Here is a 13,067-nt window from a genome sequence, read left to right as displayed (position 1 = left end):
AAACTCGCCGCCCGTTACAAGGCCGGAGTCCACCTCGCCTCACTCATCCTCTGGCTCCGCGAACCCATCCAAGATCCTTTGTCAGACAGGACCTAACGGTTCGCGGACCACGGCGGCGACGGCCTGGTGCTCGCGCACGGCAAGGAAGATCGTGCTTGCCCAATTGGGCAAGCACCCGCTCGGCCTGGTGTCGACGCACGGCCAGAAGGGTGGGGGCGGCCCGGCGGTACTGCTCCCAGAGCGCATCTGGGCGCCGGGCCTCACCCGCGCACGCCATATCGGCACGGGCTACCGGGACCCTACGGGACAGGCGCAGGCGACGTACCAGGATCCGCAGGACCGCTGCCGAGGCGGTGCCGGGCCGGCCGAGGCTCCAGAAGTACGGGGATGCGCCCCGCTTGTCTGCACTACGGCGTGCCTGTGGGCCAGGGTCTTTGCCTGTCAGGCGGCTCGGGCGGCCACGGAACCGAAGACGTCGTTGAAGGGGTGGGCGCGGTGGGTGCTGAAGAGGTGGTAGGCGCCGCTCGAGTGGCGCAGGGCGTGGTCGGTGTAGTGGAGGACTTCGGCGGGTGTGAGGACTTTCAGATCGCCGAAGACGTAGTAGAGCGGGGTCGGGGCGTGGATGGCGGTGAGCTGGAGGCCGGCGTTGAGGGTGGCGGTGCTGCTCGAGTAGCGGCCGGTGTCGGTGCTGGGCATGTGGTCTTTGGCGTCGATAGTGACGATGTCGGTGCCGCGGGCGGCGATCAGGTCGGGGAACTGGCGCAGGGCGGAGCGGGTGCGGCGCAGGGCTTCACGGACGGCGCTTTAGCTGGAGGACGTCCTGGTGGATAATCTCCCATTTGGGCGAGGGCCGCGCATCCTCCTCAGCTGGCGAGTGCGGGGCCGGGCAGGGGGATCCTGTCCGGCCCTGCTGTCGTCGGTCAGCCGAAGTCGAGCGTCTCCTGTGCGAAGTCGGCCGGGCCCGGAGTGGGCGGGGGCGCCGGGGGGCCGTCCGGGCGGGCAGCGGCCTTCCAGCGTTCGACCAGCTCGTCCTTCCAGCCCTTCGGCGGGGGCCACGGAACGCCCCAAGCGGCGAGCTGGTCTCGCTTCCAACCGCCGGCGGGCGTGCGAGCGGCTTCGATCTCTTGGGGTGAGGGGAGGTACGTCATGGATGGTGAGCGCTCCGCGTTCAAGAGTTGCCCCGCAATGTGGTGACGGAAGACCGACAGGTCAGATGCCTTGCTCAGAGGGAGCCATCCCTCGGGCATGGCAGAGGTGGCAAGCGAGGGAGGTTGAGCGCCGACGGGTGCGTAGTACATCTCGGCACGTTCTTCCCACGCGGTCGACTTCAAGGCGACCTGCTCGTCGAACACTTCCTGCCGAAGTTTCAGCATCCCGGCCTCGTTCAGCGCCCGGACGAAATTCAGGAGTTCGATCGTGCCAACCATCGCCCAGGCCACCAGGGGCACAGCGGCGCGAAACCGATCGCGCAGTCCGAAGGTGTCGCCTTCCTTGCGTCGCTCTGGATCGTGATGCACCACGTCTCCGTAGATCCAGGCCATGGCCAGCCCATGCGCATCGAGGTCACGCTCTTCGCCCGTGGACGTGTCAGCGACCATGACCCAATAGCCGGATTCGTCGCGCGTGGAGGGGCTTACCCGTGTCCGCCACTCAGTACGTGTGGCCCGTATCCACGCCGCATCTCGCGGCGCTGCTCGACAGGTGTAGCCCAGAGCCGAGAGCGCCTTCATGTGAAAGCAGTCCTCCTGCTCCAGCAGAATTGGCCTGATGCGCGCTGCCGCAGACTCGACTACTTCCTCGGGCGGAAGCTCGTACGAGATCCGGACCTCGCCTCGGTCGACACGGACGTTGATGCTCATGCGGGTCAGCTCGACAAGAGCGTCCCAGTCGGCGGCCAGCGAGTGTTCCTCCACCCTGCGGGCCCTCAACACGAAAGCTTCCAGCAAGCGCTGGTGCTTCTCGTCTGCCCGCGGCTCACGGTTCCCCCCTCTCATCGATCGCCTCCAGCATGACGTGCCTTCTCCGTCGTATCCATCCAATTCGCCAGGCTGGTCCTTGCCAGAAGGAGAAGCGCGGCTGGTCGGGAGGCGTGCCCAGCTCAGTGGCGCAGGCGCCAGAGCAAGCCGGTGGCCTTCTGCTCCGGCACGGCCGGCTCCTGCTCCTGGCACGTCGCATCCGGCCAGGCCAGTCGGTCCCGCGTCGCTGGTCGCGGTTCCTGCACAGGGTCGGACGGGCCTCCGGAGGGAGGGCGTCCCAGCCGTGCACTCCACCGCCTGCCACCGCTCGTACGTGAACGCTGCCTTGCACTCGGTGCAGCGAGGACGGCGGGCGTAGCGCAGGAGAGCATGCTGTATGGATCTCCAGGGCCTCAGCTCTTGCCGGCCCCGCTCAAGAACAACTCTTCGAACCGCTGATACTCGCGGCGCAGGCTGCCCTTCCCTGTGTAGGCGGCGTGCGTTGCAAGGAAGAGACGCGGTCCCGCCCAAGCACCGTTCGACCACAACTGGATCAACCATGCCGGAGCTGTGCCGATGTCCTGGGACAGTTCAACCCACACCGCCGTGTCGGCAGCATGCTCGCCGTGAGCCATCGACGAGCCGCTCGTCCAGGCGTACCCCTCGACGCCGATACGGCGCTCAAGGTTCTCGCTGAGCCAGTCAATCGAAAGGGGCGTGATCTCGGGAGTGCGACGGCCCCTCTTCACAGGCCACCCCCGGTCCTTGGCGTAAGCCAAGATGTCGCTGATGTCCTTCGCAGGATCGCGGTTGATCCCGTGCGCGCCATCCACGTCGCCGTCGTTCTCAACGAGCTGGTCGGCATCGGTATCGCCGCCGAGCATTTCCCTGAGACGGATACCTGCCGAGAGTCGTGCGAGGCGACGCGTCAGGGCACGTTGCAGGCGCTCGTCAGTGCTGATGGTCGGGTCAATTACCGCTGTGGCCCACAGGCACGCCTCGAAGACGCCACGCGCGACCGAGACCGCGCCCATCAGCGATTTCTCTGCACGAAGCAGGACGGCGAAACCCCGAAGCTGATCGGCGGCGCTGAGGATGTTGACCGCTGATTCATACCGGAGAACCGTTGCGGCTGGTTCGGCGCGGTCACCGAGCATGACGTCCGGGACCTTCATGTCTTCTCGCGCCGGGCTCTTACGCTCCGATTTCCAAGGCTTGAGGCCCAGTTGCGTGAAACCGTCGGCTATTTCGTCGACCGCTGCCGCAAGCGCGTCGCGACGCGCATGTGCCTCCTTTCTGCCTTGGCGCAACTGGGCGAGGATATTCATCGCCCACGCCTCGCTGTCCTTGCTCATATCGCCTTCGCTTGTCACACGCCACACCCTGCCAGATGGCTCCGACCATGAAGTAGCGCTTTCCGTCCCGTGCTCCTTCGCAGCGACCCCTACAGGGTGGTGGACTCCTGGTTCAGCTACGACCACCACGGCTCGATGACGGCCTGCACATTTTCCTCGAACCGGTCACTGAGGAAGATGACCAGCTCCGGCACCTCGCCCCCGACTACTACCGGCAAGAGCCCGACGCCTGAGCACCGCAACCACAAGGCGCCCCTCCACCCGGTCCGGGGGAGGGGCGCCTTGTAACGCCTCGCGAAGTCCTGTTCCGGCTGCGGGCCCGGCAGGTCGTGGTCGGCGCCACAACAGCTGCTCGTCCTTACGTCCATCCGTTCGGCCTGGCGGCTGCCGCTGGCAACCAGGCCCGGTCGCGTCACCTGCGGAAGCGTGAGAGCCAGGTTCCGCCGGCTTTCTGCCTCGCGCAGGACGACGTCACCGAGCGCCTTGGGCCCGCTGTTCTTCGGCAGCTGGTCGGCGCGGCGGCGGACGTCGGCGCGGCGGCCGGTGAGCTGGAGGGCGATCTGCTCCAAGTCGCGGGTGGTGAGTGTGTCCACGCCGGTCCACGCGAGGACGGCCGTGACGAGGCACTCGTTCGGTTCGCGATCGAGCGGGAGGCCGTCGATCAGCCGTCGGGGGTGTACAGGACCGTGTGGCTGCTGGTGTGCATGGCGGGGCCTCGCCGCCAAGAGCGTCGTGTGCGGGTGACCGGCGGTCACCGCTGGGGGTCCTCGCCGTCGCCAGCTCCGTCGCCCTGGTCCCCGTCCTGCTGACCGACAGGTGCGGGTAGCCGCGGCCTGCCGCCGCCGGCAGGCCGCGCAGGTGTTCCGGCTCGGTCGCGGTCCGATGGTTCCGCAGACCGTGCAGGCGCCGGTGTTGCCGCGATTGGCGAGGATCCCTTCGCAACCGAGACAGACCCGGCCGCCCGGGACGGCCCGGCGCAGCGGCCGGACGTGTCCGCAGCGCAGGCAGGCCGGGGCCCGCACTCCGGTGACCGTCGTGGTCGGCCAGGGTGGTGATGAGGGCCTGGACGGAACGGGGTGCGGCGGATGCTCCGCTGACCAGGGCGTCGGGGTGGGCGATGAGGTGGGCCCGGATGCGGCCGCGGGCTGCTGGGGTGAGGTCGGCGACGATCCGGGCCGCCGCCCCCAGCGTGTAGCGGGTCAATGAGGTGACCATGGCGGCTTCGGCGCCCTTGCCGCGCACATCGCCCAGGAAGAACGCCCACCGGCCCCCGCCCACGGGGAACACGTCGTAGAAGTCGCCGCCCACTTCCTGCGGGGAGGCGGTCTTGTAGTGGCAGGCCAGCTCCAGCCCCGGTACCACGGGCAACCTCCGGGGAGCGCTGCAGGACGGCTCGCACGATGTCGATGTTTGTCGGGTGCCTGCACAAGGCGAGCATCACGCGCTCAACCGGATGCAGAGGTTGCTTCCCCTCCACGGAATGGACCTGTGCGTTGTGCACAACCAGCTGCCCACGCTGGTGCAGCGCGGTGACCGCACTGTCCACCACATGCCGGGCCCCGCCCGCCAAGAACGCCACGTCATACACGTCCAGGGGTCTCGTCTCCTCCGAGCCCCTGACGATCCACCGGAACACCCGCCGCAAACCAGCCCCCGTCACGGCCTGCATCCGCCACCTGGCAGTACGGCCTACCCATCCCTCAAAGTCTGCTGGCACGCGATCACTTTGGGTAGCACCGGACAGTCGCGTACGCCTCACCTGTTCCGTACGGCTCCGCCGTCGACCGCACCCGCGCGCTCCCGCAGGCCACCGCCCACACCGAAGACCTGCCGTCGGCGACCTTCCGGATCCTGGACTCACTCGCGCTCCAGCGGACCCGGATCCGCCACATCACCCTGACCGCCGAAGACCTCCACCCCGCCGACGAAGGACTCGGCACGCAGATCTCCCTCGACCCCGCGCGGGAACACCGGCTGTAGTCCCACACCGGCTCGAACCCCTCCCCTACAGCCTTCGCGCTCAACGGCAGCACCTGCGGCTGGCCTCGGCCCTTTCGCCGCGGACGGCGTTCGGGAAAGGAAAAGGCGCCTGCCCCGAGGGGGTTTCCCCAGGAACAGGCGCCTTCCTCGGGCGGAGCCGGTCAGGACGCGGAGTTCGCGTTCCGGTACTCGCTCAGCCGGTACGGGACTTCCGGCCATTCGAAGGAGTCTCGGCTGATGAGCGGGATCTCCGGCGGTTCGCCCAGTACGCGTTCGAGGAACGCGACGAACCCCATGCGGTGCCAATCCCACCTCATCGTGTCCCACCCGACCATGACGGTCCAGCCGTCATCGTCTGCCGGTGGCCGGAGGAACACGCGGTCCCCCTGGAAGGTCTCGACCACCGGGACGAGTCCTCCCGCTTCCGGCACCACGGGATTCGGGAACTCCTCGGGGAGGTGTTCCCGGGCGTCACGCGCCTCCTCGGAGACGTACGCGATGTAGTCCGGCAGGTTCAGCGACACCCCCTGGGGATGAGGTACGTAGAACGTGCCGTGGAGTACGCACGGGCCGAACGCTGACACGAACCACTTGTAGTCGTCGGGCAGGGCAAGCCCCAGTTCGCTCTCCAGCCCTTCCCACGCCGGGTCGAAGAAGCTGTTGAACCGGGGCTCACCGAGCAGCTCAACGACGCGTGAGCGGTCGGCCGGAACTCCTTTGGGTGCAGTCATATCCGCCTTGTGCCGTGTTGTAGATCGTGCACAGCGGGTCCTGGCGCCGGGGGTCGCGTACAAGCTGGAGACGGCGGAGGGCGAACCCGCCGGGTTGCTGAAGGCCGGCCGAGCCCTCGTGCTGAACACCTCCGATACTCCCGCCGACCGGGAGGAGAGCGAATTCGGTGATCCACTGCAGAGTGTCTGGGCGGCATGCGTGCTGCCGTACGTGGGAGTCTCCGACGTACGCAGGGTCGTCTTCCGCACCGTCACCGGTTCGCTCCCCGAAGAACGCGCCACCTGGCTGGCCGACGCACGCGAGCAAGCGGCAGCGCTCCTCCGCCCCGCATGGCAGTCCACGTCGCCGATACTGCCCTGACACTGAGGTAGCGGCGAGACCTCTCGCGACCGGGGCCCATCGGCGGGTGCCGCCCCCGCCTGGTGGAAGGCGATGAGGGTGTCGACCGGAGCGAGGCCGTGCTCCCGCAGGCCTGTCTTGCTGGCGGCGATGCGCTTACCCGTGGTCCGGCTGGCCTTCGGCGCGAGCTCACCGGAGGCGGCGGCTTCGGCGAGGCCCGCCGGGGTGCAGTACCAGTAGCTCTGCTGGGCACGGTGGGTCCGGCCGACCAGGGCCGAGGATTCGGCGAGCAGGTTGCGCAGCGCCCGACGGAATTTGAAATCTTGACATAAAGAAACCCCGGTGGGGGTGCGGTCCGTCCGCCCACGGACCGCACCCCCACCGGGGCGAATGAGGGCTTCCGGTGTGCCGGTTACGCCAGGTCGGCCACCGTGGGCACCACCACGCCGTACAGGTCGGTGATGGTGGCCAGCGCGCCCTGGTGCATCTGCTCGGCGGACACCTTGCCGGTGGTTGTGGTCACGCCCCGGGTGGCGGAAGCGTTCGCCACCACGGTCGGCTGGTAGCCCTGGAGGAACGCCTCCGCCGTGGTGAACTGCACGCACATGTTGGTCATGAACCCGGCGATCACCACGTTCTTGTTCCCGGCCTTCTCCAGCTCCTCGGCCAGGCCGGTGCCGAGGAACGCGTTCGGCGCCTTCGTTTTAGTGATCACCGGCTCGCCCTCGGCCGGCGCGACCTTGTCGTGAATCTTCCCGATCTCGGCCTTCGTGTCGTATGGGCTGCCCTCACCGGCGTCGTTCTGGATGTGGATCACCGGGGCACCGGCCTTGCGGGCGGCGGCCAGCAGCTTCGCGCCTTCGTCCAACGCGGGCTCCCAGCCGTCCAGCTCCATCACGCTTCGGGTGTAGGTGTTCTGGTAGTCCACCATCACGACGGTCGAGTCCTTCAGCGACGGGGCGGAGTCGTTCAGCTTGTTCAGCTGGCGCAGCGTCGTACGTTCCACGGCAGTGTTCTCCTTCTTCGCGGGTGCGGTCTGCCCGATGGTCGGCTTGGCGTCGGCCGCGTGGGTCCCGGACGAGCAGGCGGACAGCATCGCCACACCGGACAGGGCGACTGCTGCGGCGGTGGCGCGGAGTATCGGGGCACGCATCGGGTGGTCTGCTTCCTCGGGTACAGGTACGCGGGCGCACCGAACCTTCCGGAACACCCAACGTTATCGACGCTAACACGATACGTAAGCAGCCATCCAGAGAAGCGAGAGAATCGCTAACACACCCGAGGCGGAAGGCGTAAGCGCGACTACCATCGAGAGCATGCCCACCGCACGAGAGCGCATCCTCGACGCCACCACCGCCCTCCTCGCCGACAAAGATGCGCTCGCCATCTCCACTCGCGACATCTGCGCCGAAGCCCAGGTCGGCATGCCGGAGATCTACCGGCAGTTCGGCGACAAGCAGGGGCTGCTCACCGCCGTAGCCGACCTCGGCTTCCAGAAGTTCCTGGCCAGCAAACGGGCCAACCCCACGACCGACGATCCGGTGGCCGACTTGAAAACCGCCTGGGACAGCCACACCACCTTCGCCCTGGCCAACCCTCACCTCTACCGGCTGATGTTCACGCCGGCCGGGAGCAGCAAGCCGCAGGGCATCAGCGAGGCCCGTGAACTGCTGCACGCGGCGCTGGGGCGCTGCCTGAACGCGGGGCGACTCCGTCTGCCGATCGAGACCGCAGGGCACGCCATCCTGTCCGCCAACGTCGGCGTCTGCCTCATGGCTCTGTCCTTCCCCGACTCCTACGCCGACCCATCCGTATCGGCCACCCTGCGCGACACCGTCATCGGCAAAGCCACCGGCGAGGAAGAAGACCCCCGCCTGGGCACAGCAACCCTGCTCGCCCAACAGCTTCTTGGCACGCTCACCGGGCAGGGCGAGTAGCGGGCGGACCACCCGGAACACCGCGAACCGACCCGTGGCGGACGATCACCTGCTAACAATCACGTTCGAGAGCAGCACGAGCACGTCGATCTCCACCCATACCAGCGGCCCGACCTGCGAATTCAAGATGAAACGATCTCATTGAAGCGTCGTGGTAGCCGGCGGCTGTCAGCGCCTCGGCGGTTTCCCGCGGGCAGTCGACGTGCGGTGCGTGCCCGGTCTGCGCGACGGTGGCGGCGGCACCGCGGGGGCGCGGGCGGCGAGCGACCGCGCCTCGTCTTCCGGCAGCATGGCGGAGAGCGCGCCGCGCAGGGGCGTGCGGCACGCCGCGAGCTCCGCCCGGACGCGGGCGGCCCGGCCGGAGGCCCGGTGCTCGCCCGCGGCGTCGGCCAGGGGCGGCCCGGCCGGGCGGGGCCAGCCGGGGCCGGCGGCGGCAGCGGCGATTGTCCGGAGCGTGGGCGTGGCCGCCAGCGGGTGGAGGTGGTCAGCTTGTCCTTGGTCCCGGTGCCGCGAGACCGCATACGGTCGCCTCCTCGCTGCCGGGAACGCCTGTGTTCATGTAGATCATCGAGTCTCTGGGACAGCTGGTCGACGAGTGCGTGCAGCACCTGCTCTGTCATGCCGGTCAACTCCGGACTACGCAGACCACCGGCGCAGGACTGTGGGGCCGAAGCCTACCGCCGTCCAGCCGGTGAACCCGAGTGTCACCACCCTTCAGCCGGTGGCCCCCGCCGCTCCCGCACCCGTGGCCTCGAGCCGCGGCACCCGGGCCGGAATCGGCGGAGCATCCGGCCCGTCCAGCCTCAGCATCGGCATAGGGTGCTGCAACCGGTCGCCCAGGCCCTCCAGGTCGGCGTCGATCGAGCCGGAACAGAATCCCGTTGATCACACGACGGTGGCATTGCCAGCGTCCAACCCGACCGTGATTCATGGGCAAGTGCGGCTCCAGCCGAGCCCACTCTTCATCCGAAAGATCTCCCCGCCCCATGTCCCACGGAACGAGTTCCCAGCAGGAGCGTCACACAACCCATCGGTCACGACCTAATCAGAAAGGGCCAAGGCAGCGAGCAGTCCTGCTCCGATCCCCAGGACCATCAACTGCATGATGCCCGGGGCGCGCCACCGCAGGGCAAGGAGGCCGCCGCCTGTGACGACTGCACCACCGACCAGGAGCCACATTCCCTGCCACGCCATCTTGGGCGCACCGGGCAAATTGTCCTGGTCATAGCTGTCGGCCCAGCCAGCCATCCCATAGCCGAACACGAACCAAGCGATGACCATCAAGTCGAGGATGAGGAGCGCCAGGCCGACCCCAACCTGTTGACCAGTCGACGGCTCTTTTCCGCGTCCCATCCTCACCACCAGTGCCCACGACAGTCTGTTAACCGCATGAGGTCAGCATGCGACTGTGACGGGCCCTGCACATGAGTACGGATACTCAATGAGCTGTCGGTAGCGGAGACGGAGAACTGTCCACAGGCTCGTTCTCGCTGCAGGGCCTGCTGGTCCGCTTCTCACCTGAGCCTGCACTCCGCGCGCACGACCACACGAAGTGGACCAGAGCCGGAACTCGTGAACAAATGCCCGGCGGCAAGCCCCTTGGCCGCGAAGGAGCCCGCCGGATGCTCGCCGAGGGCGTCGAGTCCTGGCCCTACTGCGAGCCCCGAGAACCCATTCGGCATGACCGGTTGATCTTGCAGGCTGCGCGGCGACGTACGACCGAAGGGACGGGGTGCGGTCGGGCCAGCAGAGGCCCCGACGGGGGCCGCGCCCCGTCCCTCACCGGCCGGATTTCCTTGGCCGGGTCGGCGGGCGCTACGGTGCGGTCAGGGTGGGGAGCTTCGGCGGGAAGTGCCGCTCCAGGATCTCCAACCAGCTGTGCAGGGCCCGGCGAACCCGGTGGTGCCGGCCGCCGGGGACGAGTTCGGCCTACGCGCCGGTGTCGGCCGCCATCGTGGCCGCGGCCCGCGCCAGCCACCGTGCGGGTATTGGGCCGGGGCTGAGCTCAGGAGGTCGCGGGGTGCCGGTGCGGGGGCCGTGCCAGTCCCAGACACAGGACAGTCGCGTCATGTCGCGGCGGCTGGCCGTCGTAGACGCCGGTGACCGCGCCGACCAAGGTGCGCACAACCTCGCGCGGATGCTCATCAGGGGTCTTGTGGAGGAGGTCGGGCAGGTCGACCGCCTTGGTTTCGCGTTCCTGCATGCCGTCGGTGTGGAGCAGGAGGCGGTCACCAGGTTGCAGGTCAAGGTCCTGGACCTGGTAGATGCCCGGGTGGAGGTACGGGTAGGGAGACCGTCGGGTTGAGTCTGCTCACGGCCGTGACTATCCGTTTCGATCTTCGTTGCAAAGGTGCAGGCGAACACCCTTTGACGTGTGGGAAGGACCGGGTTGGCCAGGGACTTAGCGGCTGTTACTGCCCTTGCTCTTCGCGTCGCCGCCCCATGGATGCTCGGCCCTCTCGCGTCGTCGCCCAGCAGTTCTCTTCCGCTGGGCTTGCCCAGGGTCCTCACCCCTGTGCTCGGACGGCGGATCAATCTCACCGACGGCAGGACTGTCGACTTGCCGCACCGCACTGACGGTACGCGCATGCGCACAACCCTCTGCGGGAGCTCACTGACGCTTGATGCAACCGCGCGCCACCGCCTCTTCCATTGCCCGAGCCAGGGACCATGACAGCGACTGGTGCGAGTGGCATTGTCCCGCGCACGACCCATGTGCGTCTTACCCGAATCCGTGACCGTGGGACGGAGAATGGACGGCTCTGTTGTCTGCCGCGGGGTAGCCGAGAGGGACACCACCCGGGCTGCGTCTAGCCGCGACCGTCTGCCTGGACGGAACGGACGCAGGCGTCGGGTTTCGGTGCCGCGGAGTGGTTTGGCGAGGCGGTCGCGTGAGGGTGATCTGGCGGACCAGCTGTTGGAAGCAGGCAAGCGCCGCAACGGCAGGAAGTGCAGACGCCGCCCCGGCGGCGACCGTTCTGGGTGCTTGGGCTACGCACAGAAGCGTGGCCAGAAGGGAGAACAACAAAACGATGGACCAGGAATGAAGCGCGCGGCGCTGGTGCAGGGCTGATCGGAGGATGGACAGAGAGGCGACCACCCAGGGGCCGTAGATGAGCAGCGGCCACCAGCTAACCACGGCACGGTCCGTGTGGGGAGCGGCGCTGTGGCGCAGGGCGTCCCAGATGGCCAGCCCGCTGAGAGTGCTCACCAGAGCGGCGATCACACCGACCAACACGGCGGTGAAGACACTGCCTTTTTGCAGCAGGGTCACTACCGGCGACTTCGAGTGGTTCCGGCGATGCCCGCCGGAGGGCGGCGTGGGCGAATGTTCCACGGTGCGGTTCAGACCTGCGCCCCATCCGCTGGCGCTTGCCGTGTCACCGAGGTCGTCGAAGCCGACTCGCGCGAAGGGCTCTGGCTGCCCCGGGGCAGCGCTCTCCTGGAGAAGGATGGCAAGTTCCTCCACCGGGTCCCACGAATGCGCATCGCCGGGCCCGCCGAGTGGTTGTCCGGTGGACGGGTGCTGTACGTGCTCTGGCCGGTCCAGGAACGGAGGGGTCTCCGGCTGGGCGGGGAGACCGTGCATGTCCGGGTACCCGTACGGCTCATACATGGGAGCTGCCCCCCGAGCACTCGCCGGCAGTTGTCGCGGGCGCTGCTACGTTCCCCATCCGCCTGCCGAACTCGGTCTGGATCACGCTCATCGCTTGGAGGAAGTCATCAAGGATCGAGGAGGAGTACCGAAGATCGATTTTCAGATCTTCGTTTCCCAGCGTTGCGTTCTGGGTCTCGCCGCAGACCGTAGAGGGCGGAGTGTACCTCCACTTTCCAATCCGGGTGGACCCGGATTGAACGCTGTCTCCCTTTCCGTCTTCTTCCGCAGTCGTGCGGAATGAGACGGGGGACTTTACTGTGGCCATGCTCCATAAACGACCTCGGGGTTGGTCTGGGTGTGTGCCATCCGGGTGATGGTGATCGACGAATAAGCGTTGACGCCCTCCTATCGGTTTTTCGCACCACTCAGGAGGGAAGTAACCGCGCCCTTCCGGGCAGCGCCGGCGCGCCTTTGCAGACGGTGAGCTGCGGCCGACGTCAGCAGCGCGACCGAGCTCACCCCGCCCTCACCGGCCGGGCAGCCACGCGCAGCTCGATGCGACGGCCCCGCTGCGCATGAGCAGTTTGGCCACGTCAGCGACCGTCTGCATCACCGAAGCTGCAGGCCCTGGGGCAGGGGAAGGCCGCGGAGGGGCCTCGGTCAAGCGCCTTGTCGTCGGCGGTGCCGTCCCTTTTCGAGCCCGAAGCACCCCACACGGGCAAGCCGGTACGTCATTTTATTTCGCACCGCCAGCAGGCCGTTCCGCCAGCGCTCCTCGTCATGCACATAAGGCCGAATGGCGGCTGGGATCATCGACGAAAACCCCGGCAATCCACTCCGTACATTGATGTGCGCATTAAACCCCGGCAATCCGGACACCGGTGAAGGTGCACAAAACCCCGGCAATCTGCGCATTACCCGCTTGAGGCCGCTTCCGCGTATTGCTCGAGGGTCGGTGGGACGGCGCCGAAGGTAGGCCCGTGTTCGGCGGGCAGGGCGCGCCCGTGCAGGACGGGTGTGAGGGCGGTGGCCGCTGCGCCGAGGAACCAGGCCAGGCGCCCGTGTACGTGAGCGAGGGCTAGGGCCTGTTGCGAAAGTCGATCTTGATCGTGAATGATCACGTCTCGTGAGGCGTGGGGATCTGACGAACGGCCAGTGGGCCCGGCTTGAG

12 protein-coding genes and 4 pseudogenes are annotated in these 13,067 nt (G+C 67.7%); 4 read left to right on the top strand and 12 right to left on the bottom strand.

The features are described 5' to 3' along the window. Positions 1 to 96 (top strand): annotated as a pseudogene (locus ACFWV2_RS32670) (IS5/IS1182 family transposase); the annotation flags it as partial. A gap of 345 nt (positions 97 to 441) precedes the next feature. On the opposite strand, the gene ACFWV2_RS32665 reads toward ACFWV2_RS32670, so the two are convergent. From ACFWV2_RS32665 to ACFWV2_RS32640, 6 genes and pseudogenes are all read right to left on the bottom strand, one after another. Further along, positions 442 to 696: a hypothetical protein gene (locus ACFWV2_RS32665; RefSeq protein WP_384410918.1), complete on the bottom strand. Its 255-nt coding sequence runs from the start codon at positions 694 to 696 to the stop codon at positions 442 to 444. A gap of 224 nt (positions 697 to 920) precedes the next feature. Next, on the bottom strand, positions 921 to 1,946 hold the full coding sequence (locus ACFWV2_RS32660) for a hypothetical protein (RefSeq protein ID WP_384410915.1): 1,026 nt from the start codon (positions 1,944 to 1,946) through the stop codon (positions 921 to 923). A gap of 422 nt (positions 1,947 to 2,368) precedes the next feature. Beyond that, entirely contained in the window at positions 2,369 to 3,310 is a 942-nt protein-coding gene (locus ACFWV2_RS32655) for a hypothetical protein (RefSeq protein ID WP_384410912.1), read from the bottom strand. Positions 3,311 to 3,426: 116 nt separating this feature from the next. Further along, positions 3,427 to 3,903, bottom strand: coding sequence for a hypothetical protein (locus ACFWV2_RS32650; RefSeq protein WP_384410909.1), 477 nt, complete (start codon positions 3,901 to 3,903; stop codon positions 3,427 to 3,429). A gap of 565 nt (positions 3,904 to 4,468) precedes the next feature. Then, positions 4,469 to 4,687, bottom strand: a pseudogene (locus ACFWV2_RS32645) (PP2C family protein-serine/threonine phosphatase); the annotation flags it as partial. 49 nt (positions 4,688 to 4,736) lie between these two features. Beyond that, a pseudogene (locus ACFWV2_RS32640) lies at positions 4,737 to 4,979 on the bottom strand (TIGR04222 domain-containing membrane protein); the annotation flags it as partial. Positions 4,980 to 5,137: 158 nt separating this feature from the next. Here ACFWV2_RS32640 and ACFWV2_RS32635 point away from each other — a divergent pair. Continuing rightward, positions 5,138 to 5,290, top strand: a complete 153-nt coding sequence (locus ACFWV2_RS32635) for a hypothetical protein (protein ID WP_384410927.1) — start codon at positions 5,138 to 5,140, stop codon at positions 5,288 to 5,290. A 161-nt stretch (positions 5,291 to 5,451) separates the two neighbouring features. Here ACFWV2_RS32635 and ACFWV2_RS32630 read toward each other — a convergent pair whose 3' ends face one another. Further along, positions 5,452 to 6,021, bottom strand: coding sequence for an SMI1/KNR4 family protein (locus tag ACFWV2_RS32630; protein WP_384410906.1), 570 nt, complete (start codon positions 6,019 to 6,021; stop codon positions 5,452 to 5,454). Between the two features lie 7 nt (positions 6,022 to 6,028). Here ACFWV2_RS32630 and ACFWV2_RS32625 point away from each other — a divergent pair, with 7 nt between their 5' ends. Continuing rightward, positions 6,029 to 6,382, top strand: coding sequence for a hypothetical protein (locus ACFWV2_RS32625; protein WP_384410903.1), 354 nt, complete (start codon positions 6,029 to 6,031; stop codon positions 6,380 to 6,382). Between the two features lie 391 nt (positions 6,383 to 6,773). Here ACFWV2_RS32625 and ACFWV2_RS32620 read toward each other — a convergent pair whose 3' ends face one another. Beyond that, positions 6,774 to 7,367, bottom strand: coding sequence for an isochorismatase family protein (locus ACFWV2_RS32620; RefSeq protein ID WP_384410924.1), 594 nt, complete (start codon positions 7,365 to 7,367; stop codon positions 6,774 to 6,776). 310 nt (positions 7,368 to 7,677) lie between these two features. Here ACFWV2_RS32620 and ACFWV2_RS32615 point away from each other — a divergent pair, with 310 nt between their 5' ends. Then, complete coding sequence (locus ACFWV2_RS32615; protein WP_384410900.1) at positions 7,678 to 8,298, top strand: TetR/AcrR family transcriptional regulator; 621 nt, start codon at positions 7,678 to 7,680, stop codon at positions 8,296 to 8,298. Positions 8,299 to 8,768: 470 nt separating this feature from the next. Here ACFWV2_RS32615 and ACFWV2_RS32610 read toward each other — a convergent pair. From ACFWV2_RS32610 to ACFWV2_RS32595, 4 genes and pseudogenes are all read right to left on the bottom strand, one after another. Continuing rightward, positions 8,769 to 8,963, bottom strand: a pseudogene (locus ACFWV2_RS32610) (ISAzo13 family transposase); the annotation flags it as partial. Positions 8,964 to 9,339: 376 nt separating this feature from the next. Further along, on the bottom strand, positions 9,340 to 9,651 hold the full coding sequence (locus ACFWV2_RS32605) for a hypothetical protein (protein ID WP_384410897.1): 312 nt from the start codon (positions 9,649 to 9,651) through the stop codon (positions 9,340 to 9,342). Between the two features lie 652 nt (positions 9,652 to 10,303). Next, positions 10,304 to 10,519 (bottom strand): hypothetical protein, encoded by a 216-nt coding sequence (locus ACFWV2_RS32600; protein ID WP_384410921.1) that lies wholly within the window; start codon positions 10,517 to 10,519, stop codon positions 10,304 to 10,306. A 1,387-nt stretch (positions 10,520 to 11,906) separates the two neighbouring features. Continuing rightward, complete coding sequence (locus tag ACFWV2_RS32595) at positions 11,907 to 12,221, bottom strand: hypothetical protein (RefSeq protein WP_384410894.1); 315 nt, start codon at positions 12,219 to 12,221, stop codon at positions 11,907 to 11,909. Positions 12,222 to 13,067 lie beyond the last annotated feature (846 nt).

This window comes from Streptomyces sp. NPDC058671 (genome assembly GCF_042716475.1).
Taxonomy (GTDB): domain Bacteria; phylum Actinomycetota; class Actinomycetes; order Streptomycetales; family Streptomycetaceae; genus Streptomyces.
This window is presented reverse-complemented; position numbering and strand designations above follow the sequence as displayed.

Excerpts from the sequence above, each read along its gene's own strand:
- ACFWV2_RS32665 (WP_384410918.1), bottom strand. The coding sequence starts at position 696 with ATGCCCAGCACCGACACCGGCCGCTACTCGAGCAGCACCGCCACCCTC.
- ACFWV2_RS32655 (WP_384410912.1), bottom strand. The coding sequence starts at position 3,310 with ATGAGCAAGGACAGCGAGGCGTGGGCGATGAATATCCTCGCCCAGTTG.
- ACFWV2_RS32630 (WP_384410906.1), bottom strand. The coding sequence starts at position 6,021 with ATGACTGCACCCAAAGGAGTTCCGGCCGACCGCTCACGCGTCGTTGAG.
- ACFWV2_RS32615 (WP_384410900.1), top strand. The coding sequence starts at position 7,678 with ATGCCCACCGCACGAGAGCGCATCCTCGACGCCACCACCGCCCTCCTC.
- ACFWV2_RS32605 (WP_384410897.1), bottom strand. The coding sequence starts at position 9,651 with ATGGGACGCGGAAAAGAGCCGTCGACTGGTCAACAGGTTGGGGTCGGC.
- ACFWV2_RS32595 (WP_384410894.1), bottom strand. The coding sequence starts at position 12,221 with ATGGCCACAGTAAAGTCCCCCGTCTCATTCCGCACGACTGCGGAAGAA.